Genomic DNA, 11,804 nt, shown 5'->3' with positions numbered 1-11,804 from the left:
AGCACCACGCTGCGGGAGTCGTCACAGGGAGGCCCTACGCGAGGGACAGGAACAGCTTTTCCATCTTCTTGGTATCGACGCTGTCCGGCCCGCCGGTGGTCAGGCAGTGCTGCAATCCGGTGGCCACGAGTGCGTAGCCGCTGCGGCTCAGGGCCTTGTTGACCGCTGCGAGCTGGGTGAGGACGTCCTCGCAGTCGGATCCGTTCTCCATCATGCGGATGACGGTGGCCAGGTGGCCGTGCGCCCGCTTCATCCGGGTGATCACGGACTTCATTTCGTCGGGCTCGAGCCGCATCGGGGTACCTCCGGTTCTCGGCGGCCGGTCCTGGCCGCGCACCAACGATTGTATATCCCCCCGGGGGGATGGTACCGTCGGAGTCATAACCCCCTGGGGGGATACGACAGAGGCCGACGCGGACAATGAAAGGAATCCCGATGTCATCACCCATCACGCACGCTTCCCGTCACGGCGCCGAGGTGCTCCGCGAACTCACCCCGCAGCACCGCGAGCTGCGCCGCGCGATCCCGGGGGTCTACCAGGGCTTCGGCGAGCTCAGCAAGGCCGCGTTCGCGCCTGGTGCGCTCGATCGCAAGACCAAGGAGCTGATCGCGCTGGCGATCGGCGTGGTGGAGGGCTGCGACGGATGTATCGCCTCGCACGGCCAGGCCGCGGCGCGAGCCGGTGCGACCCGCCAGGAGGCGGCCGAGGCCATCGGGGTGAGCTTCCTCATGCACGGCGGCCCCGCCACCATTCACGGCGCCCGCGCCTACGAGGCGTTCTGCGAATTCGCCGACGCCCTGGACGATTCCGGCGCTCCCGCGCAGGCCACGGTGGGGGCGGCCGCCCGTGTGTAGCCCCGTCCGGTGCAAAGCCTGCGGCAAGACCACCTGGTCCGGCTGCGGCCGGCATGTCGCTCAGGTCCGGGCGCTGGTCCCGGCCGAACAATGGTGTCCGGGCCACCCAGAGTCCGCAAAAGAGGCCGGGTGGCGTCGCTTGTTCGGACGGACAGGAAGCAGGTGAGGTGATGAAGACCGACAGTCAACTCTCGGCGACGCTCCACACATCGTTTCGAGACGCTGTCGAGCGAGCCCGAACGGCGTTGTCGCAACAGGGTTTCGGCGTCCTGACCGAAATCGACATGCGAGCCACCATGCACGCCAAACTCGGCGCCACCATGGAGGACTACGTCATCCTCGGCGCCTGCAACCCACCCCTGGCCCACCGTTCCCTCGAACTTGACCGCCGCATCGGCCTACTCCTCCCGTGCAACGTGGTGGTCCGCACGACCGCCCCCGACACGGTCCTGGTAGAGGCCGCGGACCCGGCCATGATGGCCGAACTGGTTGCCGCCCCGGGCATCTCCGAGGTAGCCGCCGACGCCACCAGCCGCCTCCGCGCGGCCATCGGCTCACTCACCGACGAGCCGTCCGCGCCCACCGTCTGACGAAGAACCGATCAGGCTGCGATTGCCAGTGCGTTCGCCTCCGGCTCGATTATGTTCGATCGGAGGAGGTGGCCGGTCGAGGAGGGTGTGCGTGAGTGGTTCGGCGCGGCGGCGGCAGCCGGTGCAGGAGCGGGCGCGGGAGTCGCGGGAGCGGATTCTGGCGGCGGCGGGGGAGGTGTTTGCCGAGCGCGGGGTCGTGGGATCGTCGACCAATCGGATCGCGGCGCACGCGGGGGTGAGTATCGGGCTGCTGTACCGGTACTTCGGGGACAAGGACGAGATCGTCGTCGAATTGCGGACGCGGTTGCTCGCGGAGGTGGAGGAGCGGTTCACCGCGGCGGTGGTCGGGGGCATGGGGCTGCCGGTGCGGGAGCAGATCGGCGGGAGCATGACCGCGATCATGCGCGTGCTGAGCGAACGGGAGGCACTGGTGCGGGCGCTGATCGCCGAGACGGAGATGCAGGGATTCGCGCCGATCGATCTCGAGCGGCGGCTGTTGCTGCTGACCCGCGCGTATCTGGTGCATCAGCTGGGGCCGGTCGCGGAGGAGGTCCTGGACCGCAGGGCGCAGGTGATGGTGACCACCGGCCTCGCGGCGTGCTTCCGGATCGCGCTGGGGCCGCTGCCGTCCGCGGACCGGGACGGGCTGATCGATGAGACGGCGCGCATGATCGGCGCCTGGATCGACGCCGACCGCGCCTGATGGGCGCCGTCGGCGAAGCCGTCGATAGACCGCGCATGGCCGGAGCGAATGCGGAGGTACGCCCAGCCGGTCAGCGCCGGAATTCCTCCACCGGTTGGAATTCGGCGTTCCGGTCGCCGATTTCGTTGCGGTACCAGTGTTCTCGACGACGGCGCTGCACCCGGTCGGCCACCTGATCGAGCCCGGGGATGAGGCGCCGGGCGGTTTCCATGCCGAAGATGACCGGTGCCTGGACGAGCGGATGCAGTACCCACGGCAGGCGGCGCGGCATGCGGTGCCGGTTGTATGTGGCTGGGAGCAGCCAGAATCCGGTATACCCGATCTGGATGCGGTAGTTGATCTCGTCGCGCAGGCGCTTGCGCCAGCCGCTGCCGGGGGTGGGGGCGAAGGCGGGCAGGTAGGACTCGACGAGCTCGGCGCCGTCGGCTCCGGCGGTATAGGCGCGCTTGACGAATGCGGCGAACATCAGCTGCACCGACTCGGCGAAGTCGCGCGGATACCAGTCCGGCTGTACTCCCAGCAGGTGCCCGACGTAGCGCCAGAAGTGCAGTGTCGCTTCGATTTCGGCGCGCGTAGTCTGATAGCCCAGGCTCCACAGGGCCAGACCCGGTACGACGCTGCCGCCCATGAGCGTGAGGGTCGCGTCGCCGACGCTGATCGGCACGCCCCACTTGTCGAGCTCCCATTCGGGGCGCTGCATGAGCTTGCGGCGAATGAACACGTGCATGATCCGTACCCGCATCGCGGTCTGCCGCCCGCGCCCGCCGGGCTCGAGTCCGCCGGGATCGGAGACGTCGATCCAGAAGCGAACCGTCTCGAGCTGCCGCTTGTGCGCGCGTTCCCCGGTGTACGCGCCGGTGTACGACAGCGGTTTGGCGATCGAGGATTCGGAGTACATCTCCAGCGTGCTCGTGGTGGCGAAGGCGAACACCGAGGTTCCCCACCGCCGAAAAACCTTGGCTCCCAAAGCTACCTGCGCCGGGTCGAGCCATTCGGGAGTGGACTCGAACTCCTCGAACAGCCGCATCATCGACGCCGGCGCGTCCGGCACCGCGTCGATCCCACGTTCGAGTGCCAGATCCAGCATCTCCCTGCCGCGCTTGGGCCCGATCTCGCCCAGATACACCTCGTCGACAAAGGTTTCGGCGACCGGATCCGCGTCGTAGTAGGCATGCGCGAACGCCCGCACCAGCTCCTCCGATGGCTGCGGATCGAAGCCCGCCACCCGCTTCAGGGCCCGGCGAGCTCGTTGCACATCCGCGTCATCGATCTTGTCCCAGTACCGGAATTCGGCCGGAATCGTGCCCTGACCGCCGAGCTCGATTCGCGCGGCCCGAGTGTCGCTGCCCATGATTCGAAGAATAAGCTGAGCTACCGCTCACCTTCTACTCTAATCTCCGTCCTCGTCACCGTCTGCCCGAGTAGGGAACTACCAGGTATTTCAGGACCCTTGCGGCCTCTTGGCTGCCCGATCGATCGCGTCCCACCCAAAGGTGCTCACTTCTTCGGCGCACCCCGCACGATGGCGTCAGGCGGGCTGCAGGGCGGCTGGAACAGCCACTGCCCTAAAGGGATGTTAAATACCCCGCTGCGAGGCCGTCACCGCGGCTCGAGCCCTCTAAATTACTTGTGGCACACGGCCTGTGGGTCGTGAACGAAGCGCTCGCCGCGGGAGGGTGATCCACGAGCATGTCGAAACCGGCCGCACCCACCACATCCGCGCAGGTTCGACCTCCGCTCGGCATCGACCCCGAACGGGTACCGATCTATTCCCCCGCATTCAGCGCCGCTCCGCACGCACTGTTCGAGGAGCTGCGTGCGCGTTACGGCTCCCTGGTGCCGATCGATCTCGCGCCCGGAGTGCCCGCCACCCTGGTGATCGACTACCGGACCGCGGTTCAGATCCTGCACGATCCCAACCATTTTCCCGCCGACCCCCGCACCTGGCAGCGGGACATCCCCGCCGACTGCCCGATCCTGCCGATACTGGGGTACCGGCCGAACGCGCTGCGCAGCACGGGATACGAGCACTCCAGGTACCGTGTGGTCAACACCGACAGCATCGACGCGATCGATCTGCACGCCCTGCACGGCGCGGTGGAGCGCGTCGCGGTCTCGCTGATCAACACCTTCTGCGAGACTGGATCGGCAGACCTGGTGGGCCAGTACGCGTTTCCGCTCGCCTTCGAGATCGTCAACGTCATGCTCGGCTGCCCGCCCGAGATCGGTCACCGGATCGCGGCCGCGACGGCGGCGATCCTCGAGGGGGTGGACGCCGAGGCGGGCAACAAGATGCTCTACGCGGCGGTCGGCGAGCTGGTCGCGCACCGGCGTGCCCATCCCGGCGACGACATCACCTCCCGCGTCATCCAGCATCACGCCGCGCTCGCCGAGTCGGAGATCATCGAACAGGTCCTCGTCCTGTACGGCGGCGGAACCGAGCCGCTGGGGAATCTGATCGCCAAGACCATGCTGCTGCTTCTCATCGACGATCACATCGGCGGGCCCGTGCTCGGTGGCAGTATGTCGACGCGTGACGCGGTGGACGAGGTCCTGTTCAACGATCCGCCGTTCACGAACTTCTGCATTTCCTATCCGCGACAACCGATTCTGATCGATGGTGTCCTGCTGCCCGCACATCAGCCGATCGTCATCAGCCTGCTCGCGTGCAACGCCGATCCGGTGCTGGGCTCGGGGGACCGGACGGGCAACCGCTCCCACCTGGCGTGGGGCGCGGGACCGCACTCCTGCCCGGCGCGGCGTCCCGCATACCTGGTCGCCCAGGATGCGGTCGATCAGCTTCTCGACATCCTGCCGGAGATGCGATTGGCTATCGCCCCTGACGAATTGGTCTGGCGGCCCGGACCGTTTCATCGTGCCTTGAGCGCCCTGCCCGTCACGTTTCCCGCCACGCGTCCGATCCTCGTGGACTAGTCCGCGGACCGCGAACACCGATCCTGGAGGCTGCCATCACCGCTCCCGTAATTCCCCTCGCTCCCCATGGATTACCGCTCGTGGGGCACGCGCTCCGGCTGCGGAACAACCCGCTGGAGTTCTTCGAGTCGTTGCGCGACTACGGCGATATCGTCGGGATCGAGCTGGGGCCGCGGCGCGCCTACGTGCTCAATTCCCCGGCGCTGATTCGCGAGATGCTCGTGGTCAAGCCGCGAATGTTCAACAAGGGCGCGCAGATTCAGGGAGGTAAGGACCTGCTGGGCAACGGCCTGCTCAGCTCCGAAGGCGAGACTCACCGGCGGCATCGGCTGATGATGCAGCCGGCCTTCCGTCGCGAGCGTATCGCCCTCTATGCGCAGACCATGCAGCAGCAACTCGTCGAACGGACCGCAACGTGGCGGGACGGACAGGTCTTGGATGCCCAGATCGAGCTGAGTTCGCTGACGTTGGCGGTCGCGACCAAAACCCTGATCTCCTCGGAAATCGGGAAAGATCTGATCGCGGAAATGCTGCACAGCCTGCCGCGGATATTCGATCTGCTGTATCGGCGGCTGGTGACGCCGGTGTCGTTGCTCAACCGGCTGCCGCTGCCGCGCAATCGTGAATACGCCGCCCGCCTGGCGCGTCTGCACCCGATGGTCGACAAGGTCATCGCCGACTATCGGGCCGAGGACATCCCGCGCGACGATCTGCTGAGCATGATGCTGCGGTTGCGGAGCGAGGAAGACGGCAGCGGCATGACCGACGAGGAGATCCACAGTCAGGTCGCCTCGATCCTGGTCGCGGGCACCGAAACCGCCGCGGCAACGCTGTGCTGGACTTTTCATCTGCTTTCCCGGAGCCCCGAGGCCGAGGCCCGCCTGCACGCGGAGGTCGACGACGTGCTCGGCGGCCGCCCGGCCTCGTTCGCCGACCTGCCCCGCCTGACTTACACCGGCCAGGTGATCAGGGAGGCGCTGCGGTGTTACCCGCCGGCCTGGTTCATCACCCGCGAGGCAGTCGACGACGTCGAGCTGGGCGGCTACCGGATACCGCGCGGCACCCCGGTGATGTACAGCACCTATGCGGTGCACCGAGATTCGCGCTGGTATCCCGATCCGGAGCGCTTCGACCCGGACCGCTGGTCGTCCGAGCGGGTCGACAGCATTCCGCGGGAGGCGATACTGCCGTTCGGCAGCGGTGCACGCAAATGTATCGGGGATGTCTTCGCCCTGGTCGAGACGACGCTGGCGGTAGCAACGATCGCGACGGGCTGGCGGATGAGCGCGGAACCCGGCGCCGTCGTCGAGAAGGTGGCCACGACCACCCTCGTCCCGCGAAATCTGCATCTGACGCTGCATCGGCGGTCCGCCGATCCGGCCGGGAATCTCGCGGTCGAGCCGTAGCGGGGAAGGGCCGATAATCCTGGGCGTGGAGACGGTCGATCATGTCCTGCTGTTCCGATTTCCCCTCGACGTGGCCGGTTTCGCGGACACCGTGCGGCACCGTCTTGCCCAGGAGGCCGGCGCGGCGGAGTGGGCGTTGTCCAGTTCGACCGCGCTGCTGCCGGGCGATCGGTACCTGCGCCTGTGGGAGCTGGTGGAGCACGAACTGCAGAACCCCGACGTTGCGATTCTCGCCGCGCAGGCGTACACCCCCGGCCAGCTGGGCCTGATCGATTACCTGTTCCTGACCGCGCCGACCGTGGCGGCCGGATGCGCCGCTACCGGCGACTACAGCCATGTCGCCACCACCAACCTGAGCTTCGACGTCGTGCAGGAGTCCGACGACGAGGTCACCGCCGATCTGCGGCTGCTGCACGGTGACGGCCGCGGCCGCGAGCTGGCCATCCAAGTGGCACTGTGCGGAACGGTGACCAAGATCCGGCACGGCGCCCGCGCGGCGATCGACCCGGTGCGGGTGTGGTTCCGGCAGCCCGCACCACCCCGGCACGCCCATCTCGCCGAATGGTTCGGCACCGATCGCATCGAATTCGGGGCGGAGTCCGACCGGATCACCTACCGCGCAACGGATCTGGATGCGCCACTGCCGACCGCCGATCCGATGCTCGCCGATATCCTGACCCACACCGCCGGCGCGGCACCGGCGCCCCGGGTCACCACCGTCGCCGAGCGCCTGCACCAGGAGCTGGCACGAATGCTCCCGGACGGCAACGTCTCCGTGGACCGCGCCGCGCGGCGCCTACTGACCAGCCGGCGCAGCCTGCAGCGCTGGCTCGCGGACGAAGGCACCACCTGGCGAGCCGAATTGGACAGGGCCCGTCGTGCATATCACGACGACCTGTATCCGGCGGTGGCGAATCGGACCGAATTGGCGCGCCGCCTCGGCTATTCGGACTCCCGGGCACTGGACCGCGCGCATCGGCGGTGGTCGGCTACGACGCCGCGTCCGCCACGGCCGGTACCGCCGCCCATCGATACCCGAAACCGCGCACGGTCGTAATCAGCCCGGGACGCCCCAGTTTGCTTCTCAGCCAGGTGATATGGACGTCGAGTGAGCGGGAGACGCCCGTGACGGCGTCGCCCCAGACCCGGTCCATCAGCTGCTGCCGGCTCACCGCCTGGCCGGGACATTCGACCAGTATTCGAATCAGTTCGAACTGCTTGTGCGTCAACGCGATCGGTGTTCCGCCCACCACGACGCGGCGAGCGTTCAGATCGATATGCACGTCGCCGGTGACCACCACGCCCGTCGGATGGGGGAGGCTGTGTACCACATGAGCGCGGATCGCCCGTTCCAGCCGCGCGACCAGCTCGCGGATCCGAGGTGGTTTGGTCACGCAGTCATCGGCGCCGCTGTGCAGGGCGAGCACCACCGAACGCTCGTCGTCGGGATCGGTCAGCACGACGACCGGAATCGAACTGACGGTGCGCAACTGCCGCAGTGCCCGCAGTCCGGAAATATCCGCCAGCGCCGGATCGAGCAGGATCGCGTCGTACTCATGATGGGATGTCAGCAGATCCATACCCCAGCGGCTCCGGACCACAGTATGCCTGTGCGGGGTAAGGGCATCCGCCAGCGCGGCCCCCGCGTCCTCGTTGCCATCAACCAGTAGCAGCCGCATCCGCCGTCCTCTGTGCCGTACCGATCTCCGCGCCGTAGCTTCCGGACGCAGCCCGGCGTGCCGATGTTGGCACGCGGAAATGCGGTGTGGCACCGACACAATGCGCCATTTTCGTGCCAATCCGTGCCAGCGTGCGCCGAGCACACGTCCAGTGCGTGAAGCGGATTGGGCTCGAGCGCGACGGCGAGTGTCAGGCTCGACGCGGTACCCGGCGCGTGACCTCGGGCAACGGCAACGGCCGCTGCGCGGCTATCGACAGGTGTGCAGCGGTCGTCGGCTGGGTTACGGGGATCGGTCAGTCGGTGCGTGTCTTCAGATGCGTGCCGCGGTTGCGGCCGCCAGACGGTGTGCTGCCTCGGGGTCGTGGGCGGGCAGGATCACCAGGTCGGGGTGGGTTTCCCGCAGCTGGTGGATCTTGTCGGTTGCGTTCTTCATCTGGTGTTTGTGCCCCATTCCCGGCAGGTGTTTCTCGTCGAGGAGGTGGACGTCGTAGGTGAGGTCTCCGACCATGAGCAGTGGCACGGTGCCTGGCCGGCGGACGAGTAGCGACATCGACCCCGAGGTGTGCCCCGGGGTGGGTAGCAGGGTGAGGGTTCCGTCGCCGAACAGGTCGTGCGCCTCGGTGAACGGTGCCAAGGACGGGTCCGCGGTGGGTTCGAAGGTGATCCGGTCCCACCGCAGGCCGGTGAGGTCGACGTGGTTGCGCATGAGCCCGATCATCGCCGCCTTCGGGCCTACCAGCGCGTCCCATTCGTCTTGGCTGACCACCAGGTTGGCGTGTCGCAGCTGAGGAACTCCGCCGGCGTGGTCGGGGTGAAGGTGGGACAGGATCGCGGTGTGTACCTGCGCAATGTCGTACCCGAGGATCGCCAACTGGGCTGACAGGGTGTCTTCGGGTTCGATGGTGAAGCGTCCGATTCGACGGTAGATGAAGCCGGTGAATCCGCCGGGGTTGTAGTCGGGGTCGGTGACCGCGGCACGGTCCTGTCCGGTATCGAACAGGATCAGTCCCTTGTCGTGTTCGATGACGTAGGCGTTGATCGGCAGCGGGTCGGTCCAGCGGCGAGATGTCAGGAGCCACCACATCTGGGGGCTGCCTTCGGATCGCACGTGCTGGGGGTGGATCACAACGCTTCCGGTACTGAGTACGGACACTCGTTTGATCGGGTTGGTCGTCATCGTTTCTCCTCGTGTTGTTTCTGCGCGACGGAGGTGACGCGTCTTGGCCGGACGGTTGGTTCGGCGGGGCGCGATGAAGATCGCCACGAGTGATGGTTGAGCTGTTCACTCATTGAGACGCCGACCTGTTTCCGATTTAGTCGGCGAGGTCGATGCGCATCGAGGCCGCCCTGTGGTGGAGCGGGGCGACAGGAGCAGGAGGATCACCGGGTCGTGGCCTGCAGCGCCGATGCTGGCCAGCGGGAGTCCGGAGAGATGGACGATCGCACCGGCCGGGAAGTCGGCTTCGCGACCGGATCGGCAGGTCAGCCGTAGCACGCCCTGCTGCACCATGACCAGGGTTCGATCCCACGCTTCGGGGTCGTAGCGCACGGGTGTTCCGGCCGGGAAGCTGACGTGCGTGCAGTGGGCTCTCGAGGACGGGCGGACGGGGAGGATCAGGCCGTCCGGCTCATCGGTCATGCCGCCGAGGGCAGGTCGAACAGGTCGAACAGTGCCGGGTTCAGCATGAACACCGCGATCTCGTGGATGCCCTCTGCGCCGAGGGTGAGGACACCGATGCCGAACGGTTCGTAGCGGGTCCGGTCAGCTGATTGGAGATACAAACCGAAGGCAGGCTGGCCGTTCGCCGCGGTCGGCAGTAGTCGCGTGTGGCTCCCCACCTTGGCTCGGGCCAGTGAGTCCGGCATCGGGCTCGCCAAGAACATGGCGATGGCGGCCGGTCCTTGGTACCACGTCTGATAGGGCGGCATGACCAGCCGCGCATCGTCCGCGAGCAGGCTTACCAGCCCGTCCATGTCGGCGCTCTCCCATGCCTGCACCAACTTCTCCAACGTCGTCCGGTCGGTGCCCGTCGAGGAGGTGAGCGCGTCAGCGCGGTCGGGTACGCGTGCGGCCAAGGTGGCTTGGGCGCGACGAAGGGCCGAGTACACGGCGGTCGGGGTCATGTCCAGGGCGGTCGCTGCTTCCTTGGCCGGCCAGGAGAGGACATCACACAGGAGGAGCACGGCACGCTGGCGCGGCGGAAGTTGTTGGATCGCGGTGAGGAACGCCAACTGGATCCCCTCCCGGGCCAGGACCGAGTCCTCGGCCGAGGAGGCTCGGCCGAGCAAGGAGTCCGGGTAGGGCTGCAACCAGGGGATGTCAGTAGGCGCACCGGGCACGCTTCCCGCTTCGGCTGCCTCGAACACATCGGTGGGCCACGGTCTGCGCTTGCGGCGACGCAACGCATCCAGACACACGTTGGTCGCGACCGCATATAGCCAGGCACGGAACGTGCTCGTGCCCGCAAACGTCCCCACCCGGGTCCAGGCACGCAGCAGCGTCTCCTGGACAGCGTCTTCAGCATCCTCGGCAGAACCGAGCATGCGGTAGCAGTGCACATGTAGTTCGCGCCGGTGCGGTGACACCAGCTCCTCGAATGCCCGCTCGGCCCCTGCCTGGGCCTGCTGGACCAAGAGCTCACTCATGTCTGTGTGACGTCATTTCGGTCGAGGATTCGTCGGTCCTCCCTACACGTTTCTCGCGCCTGTCGCATCGGGTCAACTCTGTCCGACCAAATGAGTCAGCGGTCGACGTCATATGAACGACACCACTCTTCCGGCCTGGTACGGCCCACGGCACGTCCGTGCGGTCGCCGGCCCTTCTCGAGATTGAGAGGAACCCTGCGATGAATCCCTCGAGCAACCGAACTATCGCGATCATCGGAGCGAGCCGTGGCTTGGGCCGTGGGGCTGCGGAGGCCTTCGCTGCCGCCGGAGCCGACGTTATTGCGATTGCACGTGATCAGCGAGCCCTGGAGGACTTGGCCGCCGGCCACGACCGGGTGCGACCGCTCGCCATGGACGTCACCGCACCGAATTCACCCGATGCGGTCATCACTGACCAGCAACCCGATGTGCTGGTCCTGGTTGCCGGCATCACGCCACCGATTGCGCCGATCAACGAGCTGAGTTGGACCGAGTTCTCCGCGACCTGGGAGACGGATGTGAAACTCACCCATGTGTGGCTCAGCGCGGCGTTGAACGCGCCGATGCGGCCGGGCAGCCGTGTGATCGTGATCAGCAGCGGCGCGTCGCTGAACGGTTCACCCCGCGCGGGCGGCTACTCGGGTGCGAAGGCCATGCAACGCTTCATGGCAGCCGATGCTCAGGTCGAGTCCGACCTGCGTGGGCTCGGGATTACCGTCACCTCGGTGCTCCCCAAGCTCACCCCGCTGACCGCTGTGGGTGCGGTCGGAGCGCTGGCGCACGCGGGGGTGGCCGGCATCAGCGTGGCGGAGTTCACCGAGCAGTTGGGCGAGACGCTGACCCCCGGGATCTTCGGTCAAGCCCTGGTGGACCTGGCCGGACGGTCGGCAGCGCAAGCGGCAGGCAGTTTCCGGCTTACCGTCGACGGGATTGCACCGTTGGTCTGAGGACCACTTCGGGCCACGCCGATGAATCGACCTAACCAGGCA

The 11,804-nt window shown here is 67.1% G+C and carries 14 protein-coding genes; 8 read left to right on the top strand and 6 right to left on the bottom strand.

From position 1 onward, the window contains the following. Positions 1–34: 34 nt before the first annotated feature. Positions 35–295, bottom strand: a complete 261-nt coding sequence (locus tag KO481_RS36780; RefSeq protein WP_215923156.1) for a metal-sensitive transcriptional regulator — start codon at positions 293–295, stop codon at positions 35–37. A gap of 152 nt (positions 296–447) precedes the next feature. On the opposite strand from KO481_RS36780, the gene KO481_RS36775 reads away from it, so the two are divergent. The 4 genes from KO481_RS36775 (at position 448) to KO481_RS36765 (ending at position 2,148) form a co-directional block, all read left to right on the top strand. After that, positions 448–855: a carboxymuconolactone decarboxylase family protein gene (locus KO481_RS36775; RefSeq protein WP_308166927.1), complete on the top strand. Its 408-nt coding sequence runs from the start codon at positions 448–450 to the stop codon at positions 853–855. Continuing rightward, on the top strand, positions 848–1,021 hold the full coding sequence (locus KO481_RS45085) for a DUF8730 family Cys-rich protein (RefSeq protein WP_504740219.1): 174 nt from the start codon (positions 848–850) through the stop codon (positions 1,019–1,021). Before KO481_RS36775 ends, KO481_RS45085 begins: the two co-directional genes overlap by 8 nt. Positions 1,022–1,025: 4 nt before the next feature. Then, positions 1,026–1,445 carry a DUF302 domain-containing protein gene (locus KO481_RS36770; protein ID WP_215923154.1) on the top strand — a complete coding sequence of 140 codons (420 nt, stop codon included), beginning with the start codon at positions 1,026–1,028 and terminating at the stop codon, positions 1,443–1,445. Between the two features lie 91 nt (positions 1,446–1,536). Then, entirely contained in the window at positions 1,537–2,148 is a 612-nt protein-coding gene (locus KO481_RS36765) for a TetR/AcrR family transcriptional regulator (protein WP_215923153.1), read from the top strand. A gap of 70 nt (positions 2,149–2,218) precedes the next feature. Here KO481_RS36765 and KO481_RS36760 read toward each other — a convergent pair whose 3' ends face one another. Beyond that, entirely contained in the window at positions 2,219–3,499 is a 1,281-nt protein-coding gene (locus KO481_RS36760; protein ID WP_215923152.1) for an oxygenase MpaB family protein, read from the bottom strand. A gap of 338 nt (positions 3,500–3,837) precedes the next feature. On the opposite strand from KO481_RS36760, the gene KO481_RS36755 reads away from it, so the two are divergent. Genes KO481_RS36755 through KO481_RS36745 form a run of 3 tightly spaced genes read left to right on the top strand, consistent with a single transcriptional unit; the run spans position 3,838 to position 7,545 of the window. Then, entirely contained in the window at positions 3,838–5,082 is a 1,245-nt protein-coding gene (locus KO481_RS36755) for a cytochrome P450 family protein (RefSeq protein WP_215923151.1), read from the top strand. Next, the gene (locus KO481_RS36750; protein ID WP_308166926.1) at positions 4,995–6,488 is read left to right on the top strand and encodes a cytochrome P450; all 1,494 of its coding nucleotides are present in this window, start codon (positions 4,995–4,997) and stop codon (positions 6,486–6,488) included. The genes KO481_RS36755 and KO481_RS36750 overlap by 88 nt, the downstream gene beginning before the upstream one ends. Before the next feature lie 25 nt (positions 6,489–6,513). After that, the gene (locus KO481_RS36745) at positions 6,514–7,545 is read left to right on the top strand and encodes an AraC family transcriptional regulator (protein WP_215923149.1); all 1,032 of its coding nucleotides are present in this window, start codon (positions 6,514–6,516) and stop codon (positions 7,543–7,545) included. Here KO481_RS36745 and KO481_RS36740 read toward each other — a convergent pair. The 4 genes from KO481_RS36740 to KO481_RS36725 all read right to left on the bottom strand — a co-directional run bounded on the left by KO481_RS36740 (position 7,478) and on the right by KO481_RS36725 (position 10,815). Next, positions 7,478–8,167, bottom strand: a complete 690-nt coding sequence (locus KO481_RS36740; protein ID WP_215923148.1) for a response regulator transcription factor — start codon at positions 8,165–8,167, stop codon at positions 7,478–7,480. The two genes, KO481_RS36745 and KO481_RS36740, sit on opposite strands and share 68 nt — an antisense overlap. A 312-nt stretch (positions 8,168–8,479) precedes the next feature. Next, a complete protein-coding gene (locus KO481_RS36735; protein ID WP_215923147.1) occupies positions 8,480–9,346 on the bottom strand; it encodes an N-acyl homoserine lactonase family protein in 867 nt (288 codons plus the stop codon). Positions 9,347–9,451: 105 nt separating this feature from the next. After that, positions 9,452–9,808: a hypothetical protein gene (locus KO481_RS36730; protein WP_215923146.1), complete on the bottom strand. Its 357-nt coding sequence runs from the start codon at positions 9,806–9,808 to the stop codon at positions 9,452–9,454. Further along, positions 9,805–10,815 carry an RNA polymerase subunit sigma-70 gene (locus tag KO481_RS36725; protein WP_215923145.1) on the bottom strand — a complete coding sequence of 337 codons (1,011 nt, stop codon included), beginning with the start codon at positions 10,813–10,815 and terminating at the stop codon, positions 9,805–9,807. Before KO481_RS36725 ends, KO481_RS36730 begins: the two co-directional genes overlap by 4 nt. Before the next feature lie 200 nt (positions 10,816–11,015). On the opposite strand from KO481_RS36725, the gene KO481_RS36720 reads away from it, so the two are divergent. Continuing rightward, entirely contained in the window at positions 11,016–11,762 is a 747-nt protein-coding gene (locus tag KO481_RS36720) for an SDR family NAD(P)-dependent oxidoreductase (protein ID WP_215923144.1), read from the top strand. Positions 11,763–11,804: the final 42 nt, after the last annotated feature.

The organism is Nocardia albiluteola (genome assembly GCF_018860155.1).
Taxonomy (GTDB): domain Bacteria; phylum Actinomycetota; class Actinomycetes; order Mycobacteriales; family Mycobacteriaceae; genus Nocardia; species Nocardia albiluteola.
This window is presented reverse-complemented; position numbering and strand designations above follow the sequence as displayed.